This is a genomic window from Algoriphagus sp. 10J20-15, assembly GCF_055809615.1.
This window is the reverse complement of sequence record NZ_JBVVUG010000004.1, coordinates 48,344-73,997: the sequence shown is the minus strand read 5'-3', so window position 1 is coordinate 73,997 and position 25,654 is coordinate 48,344. Positions and strand designations below refer to the sequence as shown.

Genomic DNA, 25,654 nt, shown 5'->3' with positions numbered 1-25,654 from the left:
TGTGTTTTCAAATTCGAAACTAAAGCAATTCGAGGGCTTTTGTAAGCCGCTCATCCCTATTTCCAGAAATTAGATAAAAAGGAAAACCGCTTTCCTTCGCCAATTTGGTGTATAAATCAAGAAAGTAATTTCGCATCTCCAATTCTGGATATTCCCGCAAAGGGTCTGGTGTCCAGGGTAAATCGGTATCGGTAAGAAAGATTTTAGCATACTTTCTCGCAGCTATTTGCTCTAGTACCCAAGGATCAGTCTTCCCAAATCTATGCTCCGACCAAATGTGGATAACTCGCAAATCTGTATCACAAAAAAGATACTTTTCCGCTCCTTTAGCTATCTCATCTTCCAAGGCAACCTGCCCTTTTCCTATTTCAATCAAATCTTCGTAGCGATATTCTCTACCTAACTGATCTAAGTATTCCCGAGCATATTCTGGCACCCAAGGCTCCCCAAAGTGATTAGCCAGATCTTCTGCCAGTGTGCTTTTGCCTGTTGATTCTGGACCGAGAATTAAGATTCGTTGTGGATTGGGCATTGATAAGGTTTTTTACCGCAGAGGCCACGGAGGTCAACACGGAGTGGCGCAAAGCAGAATTTTTAGTGGTATGAATAAGGCTGAAAGCCCAAGATACCAAAGCCCAGCCTAACGGGCTGGGTTTGCAATTATTTAGTTTCCCTTAGCTCCGAAAGAGCGAAATAATATCTAATTATAAAGCATAAATCTCATGTCTTCTCGCTGATTTGATCCAGGCAATTAATCCTATAATCGCCAAAATAGTGAAGAAAAGGTATTGAAATGATGTCAGGATCAATCCTTTGTAAAAATAAAGCGGAACAGCCACCAAATCAGTCAAAATCCAGAAAATCCAGTTTTCCACCTTCTTTTTTGCCATCAACCACATGCCTACAAACGCAGAAGAGGTCGTGAAAGAGTCCCAATAAGGCACATCGCTATCTGTGAAATTGATCAAGACATAAACGAGGACTAAATAAGACAACACAAATATTCCTAATGAAACCGCCCAACCCGAAGGTTTGAGCCATGTCACGGGCAGCTCCGCTTTTCCCTCCTTCGGATGAGTCCAAACATACCAGCCGAAAATCGACATACTGAAGTAATAGGCATTGATTCCCATATCTGCGTAGAGCTTGTATTGCAAACAAATCCAAACGTAGATGAGCGTGGAAATAATGCCTGTGGGATATACCCAAATGTGCTCCCGCATCGAATAACCCACAGAAGCAATTCCGAAAAACACAGCAATAGCTTCCAGCCAAGTCATCGCAGCAAGACCTTCCCTTATTCCATCATATAAAAATTGGAATTCCATGATGCGAAGAAAAGGAATAAAATTGTAAGTACTTGTCCGCAGTGGCGGATTGGAGAATTGCCTGGCAGGAAAATACTTAACCAAAAGCGGAAATATCCAGCCAATAAAAATGCCTCCCAACCATGGGAAGCATCTTCAATGGAAAGCAACTTTGATAATCGCTGTTCTTAGAAGTCCTTAACAAGTGGATAAATAGGCTTTTCTCCATCCCTTTGCATATCCCAAATTAGATCTCCATTCAGCCAAAGCTTCTTAACGATTACAGAATTGCCACTATAACTAAATTCAGCTTGCAATTCATCTATTGATCCATCTTTCCACTCCAAATAGGTGGTTGGTTTAGCTTCATCCTCTGATGAATTTAAAATCACATTTAGTATGTACTTATCCACACCCGCCAAAGGCTCCGGTTCTACAATCCTGGGAAAGCTTTTCAAGTGGTTAATCTTAGAGTCATAAACCTCCACTTTCTCTCCATCAAGGAGAAAAGAAACTGACAAATCGCTCGCTTCAAGATGTTTTGGCTCGCTTGGGTCCAATAAATCAACATTCTCTTGATTTACTACATTGAAAAGGAAGGCCACGTCAAGGTTGGTACATCCGCAAGGCTTTTCTGCTTCCTCACAAGAAAAGAGTACTAAAACTACCGGGATAAGAACCCAAAAACGTTTGCTGAAAATTTTCATAATTTCATTTTAATGTAAAAAAACTGCTACAAAATATGGATAAAGCGACACGCCAAGATAATTCAAAGAACCTTGAAACATCATTCACATGTAAATGACGGTTCCTTCATTACAAACGCTACAGCAAATTTGTCTACTTCCCCCCAAGCCATTCGCCTAAACGAACTAGTATATCTTAACATATCGCGAATTAAGGATTTCCATCCATATCCGACAATTTGCTGCAAGCTTCAAACTTTCCAAGGAGTTCCTCTGTTCCTTTCGTAACTTTGTCCCCTATGACTTTGAGTACATTAACAGCCAATACATCCATCGATTCCCTCGATCCCAAGGAATTCATTATCATCAAAAACGCCCGGGTGAACAACCTGAAAAGCCTGAGCGTCGCAATTCCAAGAAATAAATTTGTTGTTGTAACCGGGCTCTCGGGCTCTGGAAAGTCTTCTTTGGCTTTCGATACGCTGTTTGCCGAAGGCCAACGCATGTATGTGGAAAGCTTAAGTTCTTATGCCCGCCAGTTTCTCGGCAGGATGGAAAAACCCGATGTGGAATACATCAAGGGTGTAGCTCCGGCCATCGCTATTCAGCAAAAAGTCAATACAAAAAATCCTCGCTCCACCGTAGGGACAACAACAGAAATTTACGATTACCTCAAGCTACTTTTCTCCAGAATAGGGAAAACAATCTCGCCTATTTCTGGGAAAGAAGTAAAGCATCACACCGTCACAGACATCGTGGATTACATTCAATCTTTTGAAGAGGGATCAAAAGTCATGATTTCCTGCCCGCTTCAAATTGAGCGTGGAAGGAAGATCAACCAAGAGTTGGAATTGCTCTTGCAAAAAGGATATACACGGATTTTAATTGACGATGAAGCCTATTTTGTCGAAGATTTGCTTCAGGAAAAAAAGATTCAAAAGGGGAATTATGAGATCTTAATCGACCGTGTGGCTGTTCACAAGGAGGATGAAGACAATCAATTCCGTATTGCTGATTCGGTGCAAACTGCGCTTTTCGAAGGTCACGGAGATTGTAAGATTACCATTCCTGGTCAGGAGACTAAGAGTTTCTCAGATCGCTTTGAACTCGACGGCATGCAGTTCGAGATCCCTTCGGTCAACTTCTTCTCTTTCAACAATCCATTCGGTGCCTGCCGTACCTGCGAAGGGTTTGGAAATGTGCTGGGAATTGACCCCGATCTGGTTATTCCCGAAAAGGACCTTTCAGTCTATGAAGGCGCAATTGCTCCTTGGCGAGGGGAATCCTCACGAGCTTGGGTGGAACCGCTTTTGAAAAAAGGAATCGAGTTTGACTTCCCTATTCATAGAGCTTATGAGGATCTGAATGACAAGGAAAAAGCCTTGCTTTGGACGGGGAACAAGTATTTCAAAGGTCTGGACGCATTTTTCAAAGACCTGGAAACCAAAACGCATAAGATTCAATATCGCGTAATGCTTTCACGTTTCCGCGGTCGTACGACTTGCCCTGACTGTAAGGGAACGCGCTTGCGCAAAGATGCTTCTTATGTAAAAATCGAAGATAAATCCATTCAGGATATCGTGCTGATGCCGATTGACGAAGCATTGCCGTTTTTCAATAACCTTGATCTTCCACCCCATCAGGCAAAAATCGCGAGCAGATTGCTGAAAGAAATCCAGAGTCGATTGGAGTATATGGATCAGGTTGGATTAGGATACCTAACCTTGAATCGCTTGACTTCTACTCTTTCTGGCGGGGAATTTCAGCGTATCAAATTGGCGACTTCCTTGGGCTCTGCGCTGGTAGGCTCCATGTATATCTTAGATGAACCAAGCATCGGTTTGCATCCAAGAGACACCGATCGTTTGGTCGAAGTGTTGAAGTCACTTCGAGAGCCTGGGCAACACCGTGATCGTAGTTGAACATGAAGAAAAGGTAATGAAAGCGGCTGATCAGATCATTGATATTGGCCCAGATGCTGGTGTACATGGAGGAGAGTTGCTTTTCCAAGGGACAATAGCTGAACTCATGACCTCCGCTCAGACGCACACTGCCAAATATTTGCGTGGGGAAGAGTTGATTTTCCAGAAAAATGGCAATCGCAAGTGGAAGGATTCAATTACAGTAAAAGGCGCTAGGGAAAATAACCTTAAGAACATTTCTGTAAAATTCCCGCTGAACACGCTCACCTGTGTAACTGGAGTTTCCGGTTCAGGCAAGTCTACTCTGATCAAAAAAGTGCTTTATCCTGCTTTGGGAAAAATGCTGGGTACTGTCATCGACGAAAGTGGAAAGTACGACAAGATCGAGGGAGACTACAAATCCATTTCTCAAGTGGAATTTGTGGATCAAAACCCTATAGGAAAGTCGTCCCGATCTAATCCTGTGACTTATGTGAAAGCCTATGACGCAATTCGTATGCTTTTCTCCGAGCAGCCTATTTCCAAGCAGCGAGGCTATAAACCTGCTTTTTTCTCTTTCAACGTGGATGGTGGTCGCTGTGAAAATTGCGCCGGAGAAGGAATCACCACTGTTGAAATGCAGTTTATGGCAGATATCCATCTCACTTGCGAATCCTGCAAAGGCAAGCGATTTAAGAATGAGATATTGGACGTAAAGTACAAGGAGAAGGACATCTCTGACGTATTGAATATGACCATCGATGAAGCCTTGGATTTCTTTAAGGGAAAGACTCAAATTATCAATAAGCTGCAACCACTACAGGAAGTTGGGCTTGGCTATATTGGTATGGGACAAAGCTCCAATACGCTTTCAGGTGGTGAAGCTCAGCGGGTAAAGCTGGCTTCCTTCCTAGGCAAGGGCGGAACTAAACAGGTTGATCATATCCTATTTATCTTCGATGAACCTACGACTGGACTTCACTTTCATGACATCAAAAAACTCCTGCATTCCATCAATGCACTGATCGATCAGGGACATTCAGTAATCATCATTGAGCATAATACCGAGGTGATCAAATCTGCAGATTGGGTAATCGACTTAGGACCAGAAGGAGGAAACAAAGGAGGATACCTGACTTTCGAAGGAACCCCAGAAGATATGATGAAAGAAGAGGGAAATTATACTGCGAAGTATTTAAGGGAGGCTTTTGTGTAATTCATGGCTTTCAGAAGGATGACCGTTCCCTTTTAACTTCTTAATTCTTATTAAATCAAAGACTCGGTATTTTATAAACCTCATCTTAATGGATATATTAGTTCAGGTGTTTTTCGTATCCTAACTTTAAATCCATCATGATCTATCGCATCCTATTTCTATTTTCCCTAACAGTGATCCCACTAGTTACTTTTGCTCAAGAACGAGTAGTGGTTACTGATCCAGACATCAAATTCAGCTATGTTTTGCCAAAAGACTGGCAGGTAAGTGACGACGGCTATGATTATAAGATAATTGCTAAAGAAATAGATAATGCAATCCTATCTATAACCTATCTAGAAAGCGCTCAGGGGACAGAAAATTTTGAATCGGTAGGTGCAAAGCAATCCTTCAACGAAGATTTTCTTTTTGAAATTCAGTACATTTTACCTGAGGAGTTTCCGAATTTAAAAGTGGAGGAAAATGGAACAACTACGATCGATGAAACTCCGGCTAAGTGGGTGAAATTCTCCTATGGCACAAATGGAGATAAAATGGGCATTTTTTACATGCACCAAAAGCTGAATCAAACCTTCAAAATAACGGCAACTTCACCAACCGAACAATTTGAAAAAGCGAAGCCATTTTTCACTTCAGTGATCAATTCTTTCAAAGCAGAAATGAGATAGAACGCAGGTTGCGTAAAGTTTAGAATAAACCCAATATGCAGATTTGGGGTAGAGGCTTTTTCCAGATCGATGTAGATACTTTCTTTATCCAATGTCAGGTTTTTGACAAGCGTAGTTTTCCCTACCTGCTTAGGCCCCAAGAGCCCAACTACAGGGAAAATCGAGAGACATTCCCGAAGTAGTGGAAGTATTAGCCTTTCACCAAAAAGAAATACCTGGTAAACCTTACCAGGCACTTGTTACTATAGGATGATAGCAACTTTTTCAACTACTCAATCGAATTCATTTCCTACGGGTACTAATCCCAAAAGGAAGGTATAAAGGGCAAAAATTGATAAATGCAGTGACAGTGAAAATAACTGCCAACAGCCCCAGAACTAGTGCCCAGGAACCAGAAATGATACCTGTGAAATACAACACCGCTATGCTGACCGCAAGTAGCAAGCGAATGATTTTGTCCGCGGAACCCATGTTCTTTTTCATTTAATGCATTGATTTACTTTTTGATACGTTCCACCATTAATAACATTTTCAAAGCCGTTTTGCTCCAAAATGCTTTTCGCTTGTCCGCTTCGATTACCAGATCTGCAAAATACTACAATGTTTTTCTTACCCTTGAATTTGGATAGCTGAGAGCCAATCCTATCCAAAGGGATATTTACTGCTCCTTTGACAGATCCAGAAGCAAACTCCCCGGCAGAGCGCACATCTACCAGGAATGCGCCTTGCTGTATTGCTTCAATCAATTTGGTGTTATCGGTAGCTCCGAATATTGCTGATAGAAATCCCATATATTATTGATTTTATGTGTTTTATAAAGATTTTTTTGCGAGATACCAATCCACCTGTTCTAGGGATTTATCCGCTTTTCTTTCTGCCAAACCTTCCAAAGTCTTTGGTGCTCCAACGATCACTTTATCACCTGGTCTGCCAGTTTAGTGGCATCGCAACTTTGTACTCGTCAGAAGTTTGAAGGGCCAGCAAGGTTCTTTTAATTTCATCCATATTTCGCCCTACATTCAATGGATAGTACATTATCAATCTAATTTTACCAGTAGGGTCAATTATAAATACCGCCCGAACTGCTGCAGTTTCACTTTCGCCAGGCTGTAGCATGCCATAGAGCTTTGATACTTTCATATCTAGATCCGCGATGATCGGAAAGTTGAACAGTACCCCAGTTTTTTCATCGACCGCATTGACCCAAGCAATATGCGAATGAATACTATCTATACTTAAACCCATCAATTTAGTGTTGTGCTGCTCAAAGAAATCACTTTCCATTGCGAAGCCACTCATTTCGGTAGTACAAACAGGCGTGAAATCAGCAGGATGGGAAAATAAAATCACCCAGCTCCCCTTATTATATTCTGAGAACTTGAGATTCCCTGTAGTAGTTACCGCATCAAAATCCGGTGCCATGTCACCAATTCTTGGTATTGAATTTATTACTTGAGTATCCATGATTAACGTGGTTAGTTAGACTTATTATAAGGGCAATTTCCACCTTTCTTGCGTCTACTACAGCGACTTTTGTCACATAGAAAGCTTTAATTTTCAAGTTAGTATGAACCTATTTTTAGGCCTTTAATCTTGAGGCACAATTCAAAAATGAAGGTGCCGGTAAAAGTAGAAACGCTATAATTTTATAACCAAGATTTATTCAGGCCTTCTTGGACTTGCCAATCTGAAAGCGCTAAAAATCTTTAAAAATTCACTGGTGATTAGACAGCATTTACCATGAAAATCGAAAGTTAGATTAACGATCTTCATGGTAATAATCTTCCACTTTGGTGAGGATTGGCTGGTGGAATAAATAGATTAATTTTTTACTACTTCATTACCTTTCTCTAACCACTCTTTCATTCCTCCAGAATAATTTTTCACCTCATCAAAGCCATTTTTTCTCAAAAGAGAATAGGCTATAGCAGCACGATCTCCACTTTGACAGTGAATTACCACTTGTTTGTCTTTGCTGATTTTATCCAAATTGCTCTCAATAGTACCTACAAAGACATGGTCCGCACCTTGGACATGGCCAGCTTTGAACTCGGTGGTATTTCTAACGTCCACTACCTGTACATCATCCTTTTTTGCCAAGGCCTTAAATTCTTCCATATCGATCACATCAGCCGTCTGCAATTCCAAGTCGTAGGCAGACACATCCTCTATAAATCCATAGATATTATCCAGTCCAACGCGCATCAACTTTCTAGTCAAATCTTCCATCTGGCTTTCCTCTGCGACTAAGATAAATTGCTCTTGATAATTCAGCAGCCAGCCAGCCCAAGTTGAAAATGAATTATTACCTTGAATATTGATGCTGTTTGGTAAGAAACCTTTAGCGAAATCGACTTTATTTCTAGTGTCTATTACTTTCAGCCCATCATTATATGCTTTGAGAAATTGAGCCTTGCTTAGCTTGGCATGCTGAGGAACTTCCACCAAAAGAGGCCTCTCTACCTTATTCAAGTGCTTCATCATAGCAAAGTATTTAGGAGGCTCAGGTTGACCGTCTAGCAAATAATCCACGAATCCTTTCTCATCAGAAGCATATTGAAATGCCCAATTTCGGATTTTTTCGTACCCTACAGTAGAACTTGGTACAGACCCCAAGGATTTGCCACAGGCCGACCCAGCGCCATGTCCTGGCCATACTTGCACATATTCAGGCAGCTCCGCAAAGCGTTGAATCGATTCATACATTTGCACAGCTCCTTTTTCCTGTGTACCTACGACACCGGCAGCTTTTTCCAACAAATCTGGTCTACCGACATCTCCTACAAACACAAAATCCCCTGTGAAAATCATGACTGGTTTGTCCGTAGCAGGATGATCTGTGAGCAAAAATGAGATGCTCTCAGGAGTATGTCCTGGAGTACGCAAAATTTCCAAGCTTAAGTTTCCGACGTGAATTTTATCTCCGTGTAGAAGTCCTTTATGGTCAAATTCATACTTCCAATCTTTGGGCCCTTCGTCTGACAAGTACATTGTGGCACCAGTCACGGCAGCTAATTCTCTAGATCCACTAAGGAAATCAGCGTGAATATGAGTCTCGGCAATATGAGTAATCTTCATATTGTTTTGTTCTGCGATCTTCAAGTAGACATCCATGTCCCGCTGTGCATCGATCACAATAGCTTCGCCTTTTACCTGACAGCCTATAAAGTAACTTGCCTGTGCTAGGGATTTGTCGTAAACATGTTGGAAAAACATAAGTATAGTAGTTTGCTGTTGTTAATTCAATTAGATACTTTAAGTACGGATGAGTATGGGCTACGTTCTGAGACTTTTGTCACATTAGCCTTACTAGATAATGAACTCACTCTAGTTAAAGTAAGCTTTAGAAAAGTGTTCTTCAATAGAAGATAACATGATATATATGTATATCCGCTTCTGTGTCAGTGTGAAGTCAAAAGCAAAAAAGGATATCTTAAACTTAAGAATTGAGGCCCCTTCGATCATCGGTCTTCCGACCAGATAAGCAAAGAATCTAAGGTGACTGGCATCATTGGGGATAATCATATAAGAAAATTAGCTTTTACTTATTTAACCTTGCTTACCAAGTCTTTTTTTAATCGGTGGTAAGGCAATTCACAAATCATCTTAAATTTCAGGTGGATTAAAAACCTACTCCTTATGAAAAAACTCTTACTCTTATCATTATTCATTTTTTTGACCACTCTCTGCTCCTGGGCCCAAATCCAGACCCCTGAGCAGTTTTTGGGTTATAAACCAGGTGATCGCTTCACTCCTCATCACCGCATGGTTGACTATTTTGAGCATGTAGCAGCTAATAATCCTAATGTGAAACTCATCCAATACGGCGAAACAAACGAAAAGCGCCCGCTGATTGTGGCTATTCTTTCGAGTTCGGAAAACATGGCCAATCTGGAACAAATCCGTACTGATAATCTTAAGAGAACGGGTATGATGGATGGAGACCCTTCTACTTCAGTACCGATAAACTGGATGTCCTTCAACGTTCATGGAAATGAGTCTGTAGGAATGGAAGCTGCGATTTCATCGTTTTACACTTTGGCAAATCCTGAAAATGCCAAGTCACAAGAATGGTTGAAAAATCAGGTGGTCATCATAGATCCATGTATCAACCCCGATGGTCGCGATCGCTACTCCAATTGGTACAATCAGAAAATGAACACTACCCTTCAGCCTGATTTACAATCTGTAGAGCATAATGAACCTTGGCCTGGCGGAAGAGCAAACCACTATTTATTTGATTTGAATCGAGATTGGGCATGGCAAGTTCAAGTAGAATCTCAGGCTAGAATGAAGCTTTACAACGAGTGGATGCCTCAGCTGCACTTGGACTTTCACGAGCAAGGCATCAACAATCCCTTTTACATGGCACCAGCTGCCGAACCACTTCATGAGCAGTTGACTGAGTGGCAGCACGAGTTTCAGGATACTTTTGGTAGAAACACTGCCAAATACTTCGATGAGGCAGGGAGATTTTACTTCACCAAGGAGCGTTTCGATCTACTTTACCCATCCTATGGCGATTCCTATCCTATGTTTAACGGAGCTATCGGCATGACTATCGAGCAAGGTGGTGGCGGTCAAGCTGGAGTTGGCGGATTTGATGCTGTAGGAGACACGGTGACATTGAGCTACAGAATTCAAGGCCACTATACCGCAGCGATGTCGGCTGCAGAAGTAACCAGCAAAAACGCTGAAAAATTACTTTCCGAGTTTGAGAAATTCTTCGATGAAAACTCTACATCTCCAAAAGGGCAATACAAAAGCTTTGTAATCAAGGGAGAAAGCAATCCTGCTCAGGTAGCCAAGTTGCTTGAACTTCTGGATAAAAATAAAATCACCTATGGAAAGGCAGGAGCTAAATCTGGTTTGAAAGGCTTTTCCTATACTTCTGGGAAAAGTGAATCTTTCTCTACAAGCGAGGAAGACATTATCATCAATGCTTACCAGCCAAAAGCAGTTTTGACGCAACTATTATTTGAGCCAAATCCAGTTTTAAATGACAGTATCACTTATGACATCACAAGCTGGTCCATGCCGTATGCTTACGGATTGGAGGCGTATGCCTTAGAAACCCGTGTGAACGCAGCAGGAGAATACGAGAAACCTGCCTTTTCTGCAAATGTGGCCGGCAAAACTCCGGTCGCATACATTGCCTCTTGGCAAGGGACCAATGATGTGGCATTCCTATCAGCCTTACTCAAGGCAGATATTCGTGTTAAATACAATGAGTTTCCTTTTGAAGTAGAAGGAAAAAGCTTCTCCGCTGGATCTCTGATGATTACCAAAGGAGGCAATGAGTATGTGCCGAATTTCGACCAAACGGTAGTCGAGATCGCCAATAAATTTGGGGTGACTCTTGCTACCACCATGAGCGGCTATGTGGACAAAGGAAAAGACTTTGGCTCGCCTAATATCCGTGTAATCCAAGCCCCAAAAGTAGCGTTAGTAGGTGGAGAAGGAACAAATTCGCTGAACTACGGTGCACTATGGCATTTCTTCGAGAAAGACCTGAATTATCCACTGGTAAATCTGGAACTAGATAATATGGGTCGCTACGACCTAAATAAATACACAGTGCTCATCATGCCTTCCATGCGTGGTGGAGGATTGAGCAAATCAGCTGAAGAAAACGTAATGCAATGGGTTCGAGGCGGAGGAAAACTAATTGCCATCGATGGTGCTTTGAATTTATTCGCGGACAAAGAGGGGTTTGACCTGAAGACTTTCGATAGTGATGATGAGAAAAAAGCTGCCAAAAAGAAACTGGATTCCCTAGCAAAAGCAGAGCGGTTAACTCCCTACCAAGAGGGTGAACGTGTGGCAATTTCAAGAGGAACAGCCGGGGCAATTTACCAAATAACGATGGATGAAACTCATCCACTCGGCTATGGAACTGGTGGGAAATACTATGCCCTTAAAAACAATTCTAACAAATTCACCTACCTAAGCAATGGAGCAAATGCCGGAATAATTGCAAATAACGATGCGTACAGAACCGGTTATATTGGATTTAAAATCAAATCCAGCATGGGTGAGTCACTGGCAATAGGAGTAGAGAGAGCTGGCCGTGGAGAAATTGTTTACTTCGTGGATGATCCAATTTTCAGAGGTTTCTGGGAGTCTGGTAAACTGATTTTGAGTAACGCGATCTTTATGGTAGGACAGTAAGACAGAGCGAATAGATTAGTCATCTGGGCATTTGAGCAAAAAATATCCAAGTGCTGCCGTTTGTGTTTCCTATGAATTAGCACTCAGTAAGCGACTGAAAATCCCTAAGCCCGGTCTTCTTTTGGGGGCTAGTCCATTTCAGACTGGGCTTCTGTGCGTTTAAATGAACAATTGGCTTTTTAACTAAAAATGATTCGCTACTATCGAAGTACTTCCGATATTTAAGCAAACAACCACCAAACATGAAATTACTTCAGCATCTAGTTCTGGCTCTTCTACTTTTCGCTACACCAACCTTCATTATTGCGCAAGACATCATGCCTCCAACTATTCCCTGGAATGGTAAAAGCAAAGAATTACTTGTGGATAAGTCTGAGAAATGGGTGACACCTTTTGAGCTTTCCGATGGATTAGAATCGCCTACTTATGCCGAAACAATGGCATGGATAGAGAAATTAGTCGCAAACTCTGAATATCTCGAACTAGTCACTGCAGGTACAAGCGAACAAGGAAGACCGATTAAACTTGTGATTGGTTCAAAGAATAAGGAATTCGGTTCAGATAAATTATCCACATCATCCAAACCTCTGATTTTCTTTCAAGCAGGAATTCATGCAGGCGAAATAGATGGAAAAGATGCGGGTATGATGTTGCTTAGAGATATTAGCCAAGGGAACAAAATAGGCTTATTAGATAACGCCAACCTACTTTTCATTCCAATTCTAAATGTTGACGGTCATGAAAGAAGAAGTGAATATGGGAGAGTAAATCAGCGAGGTCCTAAAGAAATGGGCTGGAGAACAAATGCCGTAAATCTCAATCTGAATAGAGATTATACCAAGTTGGAGACTGCAGGAATACAAGCTGTGACAGAAGTTATCAACAGCTACGATCCTGATTTATACATTGACATCCATGTCACTGACGGGGCAGACTATCAATATGACATTACTTACGGCTATGTAGCCACTGGCGGATATTCCCCGGAAATTTCATCTTGGCTTTCTACCAAATTTCAGCCAGAAGTAGATCAAGCCTTAAAGGAACAAGGACACATTCCCGGCCCCTTGCTATTCGCAGCAAATGGCAATGATTTCTCTGCGGGAAATGTCGCTTTTTCCTTCAGTCCACGATTCTCTCATACCTATGGTGATATCCGACATATGGCTTCTATCCTGATTGAAAATCACTCACTGAAACCATTCGAGCAGCGTGTTTTAGGCACTTATGTGTTTTTAGAGCAAGCGATCAAATCTCTGGGGAATCATTATGCTGCACTACAAAAAGCGGTCGAATCTGATTCCAATCAACAGAAAGAGTCTATTCCAGTCAAATTCAAATTCCGGGATACCCCGGCTGATTCAATGAAATTTCTTGGAATAGCTTCTTCAAAAGTAAAATCCGAAATAACTGGAGCAGAATATGTGAAGTGGGAAGGAAAACCTGTGACCCAGTCAGTCCCAAGCATTTTCATGGATGTACCGGAGCTGTCGGTTTCTGTTCCAAAAGCTTACTGGGTTCCAGTAGAATGGACAGATGTAATCACAAAGCTAAAACAACATGGAATTCAATTTGAAACCATTAAGGAAGCAAGAGAAGTGAATGTCGAGTTATCCACAGTCACCAGTTTTTCCATGGGAAATCAGCCATATGAAGGATTAATGCGTGTGCAAAGATTTGAATTGGATAAAACATACCGAAGGCTGACTTTAAATCCTGGATCAATAAGGGTACCTACTGATCAAGCTCTCGGTGAACTTGCTGTGATTTTGCTCGAACCAGAATCTGTGGATAGCTTTTTTCAGTGGGGATATTTCAATTCGATATTTTCGCAGACAGAATACATGGAAACCTACATCATGGAGCCTTTGATCGCTAGGATGCTATCCGAAGATGCAGATTTAAAAAAGCGATTTGAAGCTGAGAAGTTTTCTAACCCAGACTTTGCAAAATCCCCTAGAACCATTTATTCCTGGTTTTATAAGCAAACTCCTTATTTCGACCAAAACTGGAAAGTAATTCCTGTAGGAAGAGAATGGTAGTAAAACCACCTTATAATTACTTATAGCTATCATTTTGTATAAATGACTACAATCTGTTGAAAGCCTGGTAATGCCAGGTTTTCAACAGATCATGTGTCCCAAATTGAATTTCAAGGTGACCACACGTTGTTTTCCTACTATTTTGCATTTCTGAGGATTTTACTCAGTCTTACATTTTTACACTTCAGTCGCCAATTGCTACACTTCAGTCAGCTTTAATTTTTTCAACAGGACAAGTCGTGCACTTTTGATTCAAATCTAAATCGAAATGAATCCACGACTTTTACTTTTTATCGCCTTTCTTCTTTTGCAAACTCAAGCTTTTGCGCAAGCAACTATCCGAGGAAAAGTGCTGGACGAAAAAGGATTACCACTGCCAGGAGCAAACATCCAGCTCAAAGGAAGCTATGATGGAGCTACTAGTAGCCAAGATGGAAGTTATCAGTTCGAAACTTCTGCAAGGGATGCTCAAGTTTTGGTTTTCAAATTTCTTGGCTTCAAAACACAAGAGCTTGCGATTACTATTGCACAAGGTTCCAATGAAGTTCAGCCAATCGAATTAATTGAGGCGATCACCGAAATGAACTCCGTGACAATCTCTGCCGGAGCAATGGAAGCTTCTGATGCAAGCAAATCTGTAATCCTAAAGCCACTCGACATCGTGACTACACCAAGTGCCATGGGCGATATCATGGGAGCTTTTCAGACACTTCCCGGCACAAGCACCGTGGGAAATGATGGGAGATTGTTTGTTCGGGGTGGCGATGCAAGCGAGGTAGGAATCTACATCGATGGAATGCGTGTAGGAAATGCCTATGGAACCACCGCCGGGAATGTGCCGACCCGCACCCGCTTCAATCCTAACCTATTTAAAGGAACATTTTTTAGCACCGGAGGCTATTCAGCTGAATATGGTCAAGCACTTTCCTCAGCCCTAGCTTTAAATACAAAAGACCTCTCAAAAAGAAGCCAAGGAGACCTAAGCTTGATGACTATCGGCGGAGGATATTCACATACACTTGCCAATGAAAAGCAAAGCATTACTGCAAGTGCAAACTACTTCAATCTTGGACCATACCAAGGTTTGATTAAGCAAGAAGTTGATTTTGAAAAAGCTCCAAATGGCTGGGATTTGGAAGTCGCTGCGCAAAAGAAAACCGGAGAAAATGGACTCCTTAAAATAATGGCAAGAACTGAGTCAGGAGGAATGAGCCTCTGGCAGCCACTTCCAGGAACTGAAAAGCTGGTTTTGGTAGATCTAAAAAATAATTACAGCTATGCTCAGGCCAATTGGAGAACAACATTGAAAAATGACTGGTTGGTTTTTACAGGGATATCATACTCCAATAATTTTGACAAGATCGCCTATGATAGCTTAATCATCGAGCGCAAGAGTGAACTGGCTCATATCAAAGGAATTGCAATCAAGGACTTTTCCGATCGCCTTTCTGCAAAATTTGGTGTTGAGCATTTCATCCACCCCTATTCAGAAAAGTTGGTTGCTGAAGGTTGGAAGAGAGACTTTAAAGATCATGAGACCTATCTATTTACTGAATGGGATTTCTATTTGAATAAGGATCTAGTATTTCGAGGAGGCTTGAGAGGTGGCGCAAGTTCGGTATCTAATGAGAAATGGGTGGATCCAAGATTCTCTATAGCTTATCAGCTCGGCGATAAAGGTCAGCTGTCTTTTGCGACAGGAAGCTTTCATCAATTGCCTTTGGAAAACTTCCGTGTGTTGAATACCAATCTAGAAAATGCTGAATCAAATCATTTGATTTTAAACTACCTGTTTTCCAAAGAAGGCTTCACCTTCAGAGCAGAAACATTTTACAAGTCATACGATCAGCTGGTGACATTTGAAGGGTTGCCAGACGATCCAAAAGAACTCGCAACTAATGGATCTGGCTACGCCCGAGGAATTGATTTCTTTTTCAGAGATCGTGAGACCTTCCGAAATACGGACTACTGGATCACCTACAGCTTTGTAGATAGCAAAAGAAGCTTCAACCAATATGAAACCCAAGTTCAACCAAGTTTCGCTCCGAAGCATAATGTCTCTGTCGTAATAAAGCATTTTATCGTTCCCTTCAAATCTCAGATCGGAGCTTCATTTGCCTTCAATGATGGCTACAGCTACACCAACCCAAACTTGGATAATTCAGATATGAACGCCAAAACCAAAAGCTTCCAAAACCTAAGCTTATCCTGGAGCTACTTACCAAAACCGAACCTTATCATTCATCTTGCATGCTCCAACGTTTTGGGCAGAGACAATGTCTTCGGCTATACCTACAGTCCAAAAACGAATTCCCAGGGTGTTTTTGAATCCATTCCTCAAGGGCAAGTCGCTCCTAGATTCCTATTTTTAGGAGTTTTCCTCACACTTTCCAAAGACAAAACAGCAAATAATCTAAACAACCTTTAATCCATAAAATCATGAAAAAGTCAATCCTAACCATCGCTCTTTCCTTTATATTAATTTCTTTAGCACAAGCAGCTGATCCGGCTTTCATAGCAGCTATGCAAAAGCAACTAGCTGCGAAAGCAACAATTGAAACCTTTGAACAATCCCAGGAAGTCACTAATGGGTTTATGAGAATTGCTGAGGCTGCCGAGTCAGAATGGCTTCCATTCTATTATGCGGCTTTATTGAAAACAGAAGCAGCTTTTCGATTCGATATTGATAAAGATAAAAGTCTGGACGAAGCTTTGGAATTAATCAAAAAAGCAGAAAAAATAGCTCCAGGAAACTCCGAAATCACCGCCCTTAATGGATATATTTTGATGGGAAAAATATCTTTGGATCCTGCAGGTCGTGGTCAGACGATGAGCCCAGAAGCAATGCAGCTTTTTGGAAAAGCAATAAACCTAGATCGTGAGAATCCAAGAGCAGTTTCCCTGATGTCTCAAATGGAACTAGGGATGTCTCAGTTCTTTGGAACAGGACCGGAAAAAGCATGCGGAATGGCAAGAATGAGCCTAGAGCTTTACAAAAAAGAACAAGCAAAAATCACAGAAGAATATATCCTACCTACTTGGGGAAAAACCCAAGCTGATCAGGTCGCATCTAAATGTAATTAAGCAAAGAAAACATGCCTTAATTTCTTTCTGCGTCAACTACAGAAAGGAATTGAGGCTTTTTAATTAATTTCCCAATATGTCAGAAATCGACCATAAAGGAATCTGCAAAACAAAAGGAGGTATTTGGAGTACATTACCAAGCTTTCTTGTCATCAACTTAGGTATTGCAACTGTCCTGATGTTGTATTTCTGCCCAAGTTGTTTTTTAAGCTGGGAAGGAATTAAAAGCCTTGCACCAGATTTCCTTTTCTCCTTAAGTATTACCATTGCGATGAGCTATGGCGGTAATGTTGTCGAGAATTTTTATGACAAAAGAATATCGTGGATTCATCATCCTGCAAAACGTTTCATACTAACAAGTGTAACTTATCTCAGTTATGCCTTTTCGGTCTCATTCATCATTGTAGGAATATATTCCTGGGTCAAAGGTAATTTTACACTTGACAATATCCCCTGGAAGATGATCTTCAACTATTCTCTGATGCCAATGGGAATAGCATTGGGGTTTATGGCTTTGTTTACTACTCGATCATGGCTGTTGGAATGGAGAAAGTCAGCCCTCGAGGCCGAGATTCTTCGAAACGAAAAATTGGCAAGTCAATATCAGTCTTTGAAGGATCAATTGAACCCCCACTTTTTATTCAATTCCCTTAATGTGCTTTCCAGTTTAGTTTATGAAAATGCAGACAAATCTGCAGCTTTCATTCAGAAGCTATCCCGTATATATCGCTACGTGTTGGAAGCACAAAAAGAGGAATTAATCGAGCTGGAAAAGGAAGAGAGTTTTGCTAAAAATTATCTCGAACTTCAGAAAATTAGATTTGAAGAAAGCTTACAGTTTTCGATAAAAATTGAGAATCAAAACGGGTTTATACCACCACTTTCGCTCCAACTTCTATTGGAAAATGCGATCAAACATAATATTGTGAGCCAAAGTGAACCACTATTTATCCACATCTACAGAAAGGGTAATGATTTATGGATTAGCAATACTTTTCAGCCTAAGTCTAGCCAAACTGAGCCATCAACAGGAATAGGATTGAATAATATAAAAATGAGATATCAACTCCTTTCTGAAAGAAACATGGAAGTAATTCAGACGGAAGATGAGTTCTTGGTCAAACTGCCAATTTTAGAGTTATCCACATGAGAATCGTTATTATAGAAGACGAAAAACCTGCTGCCAATCTGCTTAAAATGCAAATAAAGAGGCATTTTCCAGATGCTGAAATAATTGAAAATTTAGACAGCGTTTCTAATTCTGTTCGGTGGTTTCAACAAAATAATCAGCCAGATTTAATATTCAGCGATATACAATTAGCAGATGGAATCAGCTTTTCAATTTTTGAAAAAATAAGTTTATCCACACCAATTATTTTCACTACAGCATTTGATCAATATGCCATCAAAGCTTTTCAGGTGAACGCTATCGACTACCTTTTGAAGCCAATTGATCCAAATGATTTGACAAGAGCTGTGGATAAGTTCAAAAGCAACCAAATCCGATCCTCCATAGATGTTGATGTCTTGAAAACCCTACTTAATCCAACAAAATCAGCATACAAATCCCGGTTTTTGGTACGCTTTGGAGAGAAAATTCAAAGTATACCAGTGGATGATATTTTGTATTTTAACAGCGAAGAACGAATTACTTTTTTGCATACACTGGATGGAAAAAAATACGTGCTAGAAAGCACTTTGGAACAAACAGAATCCCAGGTAGACCCAGTAAAATTCTTTCGGTTAAACCGAAAATACCTGAGCAGCCTAGAAGGGATTGATGAAATTTTCTCCTATTCCAATAGTCGTTTGAAAGTCACTTTGAAAAATTGCCGGGATCAGGATATTTTAATTAGCCGGGAAAAAGTATCGGATTTCAAAAGCTGGCTCGATCAATAATTTAGATAAATCGAATTTCTAATGTATTTTTTGAAAGATGAATAAAAGCACAGATTACGAACGCAAGCAGGAAGAGCTCACTTGGCTCGAAAATCTCCAGCGGAATAGCTGGGAACCGGAGGTGATTATATCGGGTATTACCCTTGCATTTTTGTTTGTCTTCCCGGCGAAAATTTATGAGTTCTCTGTTTACCTTATTCAGGAAATTGGTGTGGGGTATTTTCCGAGTTTGTTGATTCTTTTTTATCTGACCACGGTCGTTTCAGTTTTTAAGATATTTTTTGTGGTACATCTTTGCCTTCGATTTGTGTGGGCAGGACTCTTAGGACTTAGTTATGCATTTCCCGAAGGTGTCATCAATAAGAACCTGTTCAAAATGGCTCAGGACTATGAATACCAAAAGCCAGCAGATATGGTGCTCCGGTTAGAAAAAGTCTGCAGTATGACATTCGCCTATCCGGTTTCACTAGTGTTGGTGTTCCTGACTTTTACAGTTTATCTAGGATTATTGATTGGTGTTTACGTCTGGTTCGATCTCAATTTTTTTATCATTTATGTGATTTTCATGGTGAGTATGATTGGTTTCATGGCATTGACTTTTGCCAAAAAGAAAACTAAACTCAAAACATGGTATACTCAAAGTATGTTAAATTCTATTTCAGCCATATATCAAAGTAACATAGGTAAATGGCTAGCTGTAGTTTACTCCTTTTTGATTTTTGCTTTCTCTACTCCTATTATTATATCTGATACTCAAGACTTCACTACTTATAATAATGATCGAGGATTAATTGAAAAGGAATTGGAGTGGTCGGCCAAGTATCTGCATTATGAAACAGAACATGATTTCAATACTAGGTATCCAAGAACCTTTATTCCATCCGAAGAAATCAGTGACGACTATCTAAGATTAGGCATTGCCAGATATGAGGGAGATGGAAAAATAATTGAACAATTGAATACGGATTTTGCTAAGGAGTTAGATTCTCTGGGATGGAAAACCCTTAAAGAAACTGCAGACCTTCATAGGGTTTATATAGATGAGCAATTAGTTAAAATAGATTCTTGGTCGAAACATAGAATCGGAACCACTAAGCAAAAAATATATCAAACAGGAATAGATATTTCTAATCTTGAAAATGGTACCCATTCGCTGAGGGTGCAAAAACTACTATTAGAATATGGATTTGTGGATAATGAGCCTACTCTGATTATTGTAAACCAATGGGATCAGCTTCAATTTATTAAACGGTAAGTTTTTCATACCGGAATAGTTAATTTACAAAACACTTCCTTCTCCCATTAATGAAAAGATTTACATTACTCACTTTTTTGGCCTTCTGTATTATTGGCATTTCTTGCTCCACAAAGTCTCAAAAAGAAATGCCGATCCTTGATCTGAAGGATTTGATTGTAGATACCCTGTATTTGGAGAAGGATACATTGACCAAAAATCTCGGCTCCTATTTTTCATTTTCCGATACTGATTCAGGAAAAATAATGGCAACCTATCTAAATCATGAATTACTAATTTATAGCTATCCAAAAGGAAAACTGTTAAAAAGACAATCTTTCGAAAAAGAAGGGCCAGATGGTATAGGTTCCTTTATCACCGGCAATTTCATAGATCATAGTAGTATTTACTTTCTATCACAGCAGAAAGAATTGATTCAAGCTGATTTAAATGGAAATGTACTTGGGAGATGGGATTTACCTGAAGTAGATAGCAAAAGAGGGTATGCAAACTACTCAAGCATCGTACACAATAACCTCCAAAAATCAGGAAATGAGCTATTTTTTGTCGACATCCCCTTTGTTTTTAAAGAGGATTTTGTGGACTATGATAAGTGGGGAATGGTTTTCAATACGGAAACAAATAGCTTTTCAAATTACCAATTTCTTTACCCTCAATCTATAACAGAGTACACCGACGATGACCAGTTGGGGTTATTTAGCCATGTTTATAACCCTAAATCCAATGAGCATCTAATAAGTTTTTCTATCTCAGACTCTTTAGCTATCCTAAAAAATGGAAAGCAAAGTTGGAAATGGGCAGGAACGACGGCTCCCCTAGAATTCAAAAAAGGGATCACTATTCCGAGTGGAGAATACATTGTATTTCAACCAAATTATGAAAGCAGTAAATATGAAGGACTGGATTTGGATGCCTATGCTGAAAAAATCTTACGGTGGGTTAGAATAAAAGGACCTAATGAAGATTACCCAAAGAGGCAAGAGTATCGCCTTTTAGTTTTTGATCAAGAGTTGAATCCAGAAGCAGAAATAAAATTCAATACTGTAGAATTGGCCAAGTTTGGGTTTAACACGCCCCAAGGTTATGCCTTAAATCTTTATACCAAAACGACAGACGATATCGTGGCATATGCGATAATTGACTTCTCAAAAATCAATGAAGTAAAGTCGAGAACCAAGTAGGCAAAACAATCAAATATCGAAGTAAGACCACAGCTCAAACAAAACCTTGCAATATCAGGTAATCTTTGAGCCTTCCAGGATAAAAAAATTCATAAAAAAAAGCGAGACTATTCAGTCTCGCTTTTTACTTGTAGTTCGATTTCCTCTCCAGATTCATCCAAGAATCTGTATTCCGTCACGGGTAGGGAAGAATCTTTGATCAGTTTTATCCATTTATTATACTTGAAAAACCACTTTACTCTTCGGCTAATAATGCCTGTAGTGAAGTATGCGTGCAGGTAGGGATGCAGCCCAATTTGTATTTTACTCACATTTTGGATAGTAGCAATATGATCTACGTCTCTTTCTAGCTTATCAGCTATCAAAATAGACGCTTGAATTTTGCCGGTGCCGTTGCAAGCCGGGCAAGTCTCTTTGGTCACAATATTGACCTCAGGCCTTACTCGCTGTCTGGTGATCTGCATGAGCCCAAATTTGCTCAGCGGCAAAACAGTATGCTTAGACCTATCAAACTTAAGCTCGTCCTTCATCGCTTCGTAGATGGCTTTTTTATTTTCGGCCCTCTTCATGTCGATAAAATCGACCACGATAATTCCTCCCATATCCCGGAGTCGGAGCTGTCTGCCAATTTCTTTAGCTGCGACCAGATTGGTTTTTAAGGCCGTTGATTCCTGGTCACTTTCTTGGTTGGACTTATTACCACTGTTCACGTCGATGACGTGCAGGGCTTCTGTGTGCTCGATGATCACATACCCTCCTTGCGGAAGGCTGACCGTTTGTCCAAACAAGCTTTTGATCTGCTTTTCTATTCCAAAATTTTCAAATAGCTTGGCTTTACCATTGTAAAGCTTTACAATTTTTTCTTTTTCAGGGGCTATATTCCTGATGTAGGATCTGATCTGATCGTAAGTAGATTCTTCTTCTACGGTGATTGCGTCGAATGATTCGTTGAGCAGGTCTCTCACAAGTGAGGAAGCCATGCTCATCTCTCCAATTATTTTGTCGCGACTCTTGGCTTTCAACAATTTTGCCATGCCTTCTTCCCAGTTAGTGAGAAGATTACGAAGGTCTTTATCTAAGTCACTAACGGACTGACCTTCCGCCACTGTACGGATTATTACTCCGAAATTGGCTGGTTTGATGGAATTGATGAGTCTCAGGAGACGTCTTCTTTCCTCGTTGCTTCTGATCTTCTTGGATACGTTGACCGAATCTGAGAAGGGAACCAACACGAGGTAGCGACCTGGTAGAGAGAGCTCACAGGATAGTCGAGGCCCCTTCGTAGAGATGGGTTCTTTGACGACCTGAACCAGTATTTGCTGGTTTTTCGATAGAGGACCAGATATTTTTCCAATCTTATCGATTTCAGGTTCGTTTTCAAAACCCTTCAAATTGTAATTGCCGTAGTTGTTGTTGCGCACCATTTTGGTGAACTTCGTCAGGCTGTTGAAATTTGCCCCGAGGTCCTGGTAATGAAGAAAGGCGTCTTTCTCATAACCTACGTCAATGAAGGCTGCATTGAGCCCATTGACGATTTTGCGGACCGTACCGAGATAAATATCTCCAACTTTGAACTGATTGTCCATTCCTTCGGAATGCAACTCAACCAGGCTCTTGTCTTGAAGGAGGGCAATTCGACTTCCGTTTTGAGCAGAATCGATTAACAATTCCGTACTCAAAATCTCGTCTTATTATACTATGTAAATGAACGTTTACTCAAATGACAATAAGAAGAAGTGTATTACTTCTTCTTATGTCTGTTTTTTCTTAGTCTCTTCTTACGCTTGTGCGTAGCGATCTTATGTCTTTTTCTTTTCTTTCCGCAAGGCATAGTCTTTGGATTTAGTAGTGATACAAATAATTTATAGCTTGTCGAGATAGCTTTCGATACTTCCAAGAATCATTTCATCGGTAGTCATCGCTTTCACTTTCTCAAACTGGGCTTTCGCTTTGTTGTTTTGTTTGGCTTCGAAATAGCTCACTGCCAGATAAAATTGCCCCTGAAGGTTGTCCGGGTGATATTGGATTAATTCCTCAAATCTCTCGGTGGCACGCTTATACTGACCTGATTGCATAGATAGTACGCCCATGTTGAACAGTCCATCCTCATTTTGTGGATCCTGCTCCAAGATTTCTCTTAGCATTGTGATCCCTTGCATAGGATTGGACGAGGACACATAAGTCATCGCTACCTTGGTTTTCAAATCCAAACGGGTGGGATCGTTATCCAGCACCTGATTTAAATACTTTCGGGTCTGCTCGGCAGTATAGGATACTTTCTCTGGATCTAGCGCGAAACTGAATGCTTCATAATAAGCGTTTCCTGCTTTCTCTGCTAATACCAGGTCCGACTGCTGATCAGCAGCTAAACTAAGATAATACCCAGCACTATCGTACTTCCCAAGTTCCTGATAGATTGCTGCGATTTCTTCCGAGGAAGATTTCATTTCCTCTTTCGAAGTGTTTTCAGCGATCTGAAGTTTCAGTGTATTTATCTGAAGCCTCTGATCAGGACTTAACTCAGCCTCATGCATTGCTACTGGATCCTCGGATGAAGTGGCTGCGGCTCCAGTTTCCTGGGAAACTGAATCTGCTTTACTTTCATTGTCTACGACCACAGTAGGAAGAACATACAATCCTCCGACTGCGACGATCCCTAGTGCAATAAGTATGAGTTGAGATCTTTTCATGTCAAAAACTCTTCAGACTTAGTCCTGAGGAGCTAGTTCCTTGATTTTTTTACTGTTTTTGATCTTCTCTACAAACACCTTAGATGGCTTGAAAGCCGGGATGTAATGCTCGTCGATCACGATAGCTGTGTTTTTGGAGATGTTTCTGGCGATTTTTTTAGCTCTCTTCTTGTTGATGAAGCTACCAAATCCTCTCACGTAGATGTTGTCTCCTTCAGACATTGAATCCTTCACTACTTTGAAGAACGCCTCAATGGCTTGTGTAACATCATCCTTCTGGATTCCTGTTTTGTCCGAAATCTTAGTGATTACTTCTGCTTTAGTCACTGTAATATTAATTTAGAAATTACGAAATAAGCTTAACAACCTATTAACCAAGTGTTTTTGGGACTGCAAATGTAAGACAACCATTGTAATTAAAAAACTTATTCATAAAAATTAGCTTGATTTGTATGATAGAATATTATTGACCATGGATCACAAAACCACTGAATATCAGACTTTTTCGTATCAAATACTAACTTGGTATAAAGAAAACCCACGTGAATTACCATGGAGAGAAACCCATGATCCATACAAAATTTGGCTCTCAGAAATCATTCTTCAGCAAACTCGCGTCGCTCAAGGGTTACCTTATTATTATGCTTTTGTCGAGGCTTATCCTACGGTAAAAGATCTCGCTTTGGCTCCGGAGGAAGAGGTACTGAGATTGTGGCAGGGGCTGGGGTATTATAGTCGAGCCCGCAACCTTCATGCTTGTGCAAAGAGTATCTGGTTTGACAAGAACGGTATTTTCCCCAACACGTATGATGAGCTACTTAAACTAAAAGGAGTTGGTAGCTATACCGCGTCTGCAATTGCCAGTTTTGCTTATGGTGAGGTAAAGGCAGTGGTAGATGGAAATGTATTCCGGGTGCTAGCACGATATTTCGGTATAGAAACAGACATCGCGAGTTCCAGGGCGAAGAAAGAATTCGAAGCTTTAGCCAACCAAATTATCCCAATAGATCAACCCGGAGAGTTTAATCAGGCAATGATGGATTTTGGAGCAAGGATGTGTACGCCCAAAAATCCAGGATGCGAAATATGCCCTCTCAAATCGTCTTGTTTTGCCCTCCTATATAATATGGTGTCGGATCTACCTGTGAAAATCAATAAAGTGAAAATTAAAGAGCGTCACTTCCATTACTATGTGATCAAGTGCGGTGGTAAATGGGTTTGGAAAAAAAGAACCTCCGGTGATATCTGGGAAGGGCTATTTGACTTTCCTCAGGAAGAAACTAAAGAGGATCAAAATTTCCAAGCTATCGATATTCCTTCAGCTAGCGAGAAGGAATTTCAGCCATTCCCAAAAAAATACAGACACATTCTGTCACACCAGCGATTGAATGCTGTTTTCTCAGAAATAGAAATAAAGGAAGAAAATTTGGATCAGCTTGAAAACTGGTGCGAAAAGGAGGGTTTTATGCTGGTAGCAGAGGACAAAATTGAATACCTGGCTAAACCGAAGTTGATCGTAAACTTTTTGAACGATCAAGGGATTTGAGTACCTTC

General features: G+C 40.6%; 21 protein-coding genes and 1 pseudogene. 11 read left to right on the top strand and 11 right to left on the bottom strand.

The window, feature by feature from the left end:
* Window positions 1-19: 19 nt before the first annotated feature.
* From AC0L6R_RS02035 to AC0L6R_RS02025, 3 genes are all read right to left on the bottom strand, one after another.
* Window positions 20-532, bottom strand: a complete 513-nt coding sequence (locus AC0L6R_RS02035; RefSeq protein ID WP_339867380.1) for an ATP-binding protein — start codon at window positions 530-532, stop codon at window positions 20-22.
* A gap of 172 nt (window positions 533-704) precedes the next feature.
* Entirely contained in the window at window positions 705-1,328 is a 624-nt protein-coding gene (pnuC, locus tag AC0L6R_RS02030) for a nicotinamide riboside transporter PnuC (protein WP_473269875.1), read from the bottom strand.
* Window positions 1,329-1,495: 167 nt separating this feature from the next.
* Window positions 1,496-2,014, bottom strand: a complete 519-nt coding sequence (locus AC0L6R_RS02025; RefSeq protein ID WP_473269724.1) for a hypothetical protein — start codon at window positions 2,012-2,014, stop codon at window positions 1,496-1,498.
* A gap of 278 nt (window positions 2,015-2,292) precedes the next feature.
* Here AC0L6R_RS02025 and uvrA point away from each other — a divergent pair.
* Window positions 2,293-5,110, top strand: a pseudogene (gene uvrA / locus AC0L6R_RS02020) (excinuclease ABC subunit UvrA).
* 137 nt (window positions 5,111-5,247) lie between these two features.
* The gene (locus AC0L6R_RS02015; protein WP_473269723.1) at window positions 5,248-5,778 is read left to right on the top strand and encodes a hypothetical protein; all 531 of its coding nucleotides are present in this window, start codon (window positions 5,248-5,250) and stop codon (window positions 5,776-5,778) included.
* On the opposite strand, the gene AC0L6R_RS02010 is transcribed toward AC0L6R_RS02015, so the two are convergent.
* From AC0L6R_RS02010 to AC0L6R_RS01990, 5 genes are all read right to left on the bottom strand, one after another.
* Complete coding sequence (locus AC0L6R_RS02010; RefSeq protein ID WP_473269722.1) at window positions 5,676-6,014, bottom strand: AAA family ATPase; 339 nt, start codon at window positions 6,012-6,014, stop codon at window positions 5,676-5,678. The genes AC0L6R_RS02015 and AC0L6R_RS02010 overlap by 103 nt on opposite strands.
* 46 nt (window positions 6,015-6,060) lie before the next feature.
* On the bottom strand, window positions 6,061-6,261 hold the full coding sequence (locus AC0L6R_RS02005; RefSeq protein ID WP_283411850.1) for a YgaP family membrane protein: 201 nt from the start codon (window positions 6,259-6,261) through the stop codon (window positions 6,061-6,063).
* Window positions 6,258-6,569 carry a rhodanese-like domain-containing protein gene (locus AC0L6R_RS02000; RefSeq protein ID WP_283411851.1) on the bottom strand — a complete coding sequence of 104 codons (312 nt, stop codon included), beginning with the start codon at window positions 6,567-6,569 and terminating at the stop codon, window positions 6,258-6,260. Before AC0L6R_RS02000 ends, AC0L6R_RS02005 begins: the two co-directional genes overlap by 4 nt.
* Window positions 6,570-6,696: 127 nt before the next feature.
* Window positions 6,697-7,242 (bottom strand): peroxiredoxin, encoded by a 546-nt coding sequence (locus AC0L6R_RS01995; RefSeq protein WP_473269721.1) that lies wholly within the window; start codon window positions 7,240-7,242, stop codon window positions 6,697-6,699.
* Window positions 7,243-7,599: 357 nt separating this feature from the next.
* The gene (locus AC0L6R_RS01990) at window positions 7,600-8,994 is read right to left on the bottom strand and encodes an MBL fold metallo-hydrolase (protein WP_473269720.1); all 1,395 of its coding nucleotides are present in this window, start codon (window positions 8,992-8,994) and stop codon (window positions 7,600-7,602) included.
* 423 nt (window positions 8,995-9,417) lie between these two features.
* Here AC0L6R_RS01990 and AC0L6R_RS01985 point away from each other — a divergent pair, with 423 nt between their 5' ends.
* From AC0L6R_RS01985 to AC0L6R_RS01950, 8 genes are all read left to right on the top strand, one after another.
* Window positions 9,418-11,949, top strand: a complete 2,532-nt coding sequence (locus AC0L6R_RS01985) for a M14 family metallopeptidase (protein WP_473269719.1) — start codon at window positions 9,418-9,420, stop codon at window positions 11,947-11,949.
* Between the two features lie 242 nt (window positions 11,950-12,191).
* Window positions 12,192-13,991, top strand: coding sequence for a M14 family metallopeptidase (locus AC0L6R_RS01980; RefSeq protein WP_473269718.1), 1,800 nt, complete (start codon window positions 12,192-12,194; stop codon window positions 13,989-13,991).
* A 268-nt stretch (window positions 13,992-14,259) separates the two neighbouring features.
* Window positions 14,260-16,419 (top strand): TonB-dependent receptor, encoded by a 2,160-nt coding sequence (locus tag AC0L6R_RS01975; protein ID WP_473269717.1) that lies wholly within the window; start codon window positions 14,260-14,262, stop codon window positions 16,417-16,419.
* A gap of 11 nt (window positions 16,420-16,430) precedes the next feature.
* Window positions 16,431-17,075 carry a hypothetical protein gene (locus AC0L6R_RS01970; protein ID WP_283411857.1) on the top strand — a complete coding sequence of 215 codons (645 nt, stop codon included), beginning with the start codon at window positions 16,431-16,433 and terminating at the stop codon, window positions 17,073-17,075.
* Between the two features lie 76 nt (window positions 17,076-17,151).
* Entirely contained in the window at window positions 17,152-18,225 is a 1,074-nt protein-coding gene (locus AC0L6R_RS01965) for a sensor histidine kinase (protein WP_473269716.1), read from the top strand.
* Window positions 18,222-18,974 (top strand): LytR/AlgR family response regulator transcription factor, encoded by a 753-nt coding sequence (locus tag AC0L6R_RS01960; RefSeq protein WP_473269715.1) that lies wholly within the window; start codon window positions 18,222-18,224, stop codon window positions 18,972-18,974. Before AC0L6R_RS01965 ends, AC0L6R_RS01960 begins: the two co-directional genes overlap by 4 nt.
* A 37-nt stretch (window positions 18,975-19,011) precedes the next feature.
* Entirely contained in the window at window positions 19,012-20,229 is a 1,218-nt protein-coding gene (locus tag AC0L6R_RS01955; protein ID WP_473269714.1) for a hypothetical protein, read from the top strand.
* 128 nt (window positions 20,230-20,357) lie between these two features.
* Window positions 20,358-21,410 carry a DUF4221 family protein gene (locus AC0L6R_RS01950; RefSeq protein ID WP_283411861.1) on the top strand — a complete coding sequence of 351 codons (1,053 nt, stop codon included), beginning with the start codon at window positions 20,358-20,360 and terminating at the stop codon, window positions 21,408-21,410.
* Window positions 21,411-21,517: 107 nt separating this feature from the next.
* On the opposite strand, the gene AC0L6R_RS01945 is transcribed toward AC0L6R_RS01950, so the two are convergent.
* The 3 genes from AC0L6R_RS01945 to AC0L6R_RS01935 form a co-directional block, all read right to left on the bottom strand.
* Window positions 21,518-23,089, bottom strand: coding sequence for an Rne/Rng family ribonuclease (locus tag AC0L6R_RS01945; protein ID WP_283411862.1), 1,572 nt, complete (start codon window positions 23,087-23,089; stop codon window positions 21,518-21,520).
* Between the two features lie 183 nt (window positions 23,090-23,272).
* Window positions 23,273-24,100 (bottom strand): tetratricopeptide repeat protein, encoded by an 828-nt coding sequence (locus AC0L6R_RS01940; RefSeq protein ID WP_283411863.1) that lies wholly within the window; start codon window positions 24,098-24,100, stop codon window positions 23,273-23,275.
* An 18-nt stretch (window positions 24,101-24,118) separates the two neighbouring features.
* A complete protein-coding gene (locus tag AC0L6R_RS01935) occupies window positions 24,119-24,427 on the bottom strand; it encodes an HU family DNA-binding protein (RefSeq protein ID WP_091696410.1) in 309 nt (102 codons plus the stop codon).
* A 121-nt stretch (window positions 24,428-24,548) separates the two neighbouring features.
* Between AC0L6R_RS01935 and mutY the strand changes: the two genes are divergently transcribed.
* Window positions 24,549-25,646 (top strand): A/G-specific adenine glycosylase, encoded by a 1,098-nt coding sequence (gene mutY / locus AC0L6R_RS01930; RefSeq protein ID WP_473269713.1) that lies wholly within the window; start codon window positions 24,549-24,551, stop codon window positions 25,644-25,646.
* Window positions 25,647-25,654: the final 8 nt, after the last annotated feature.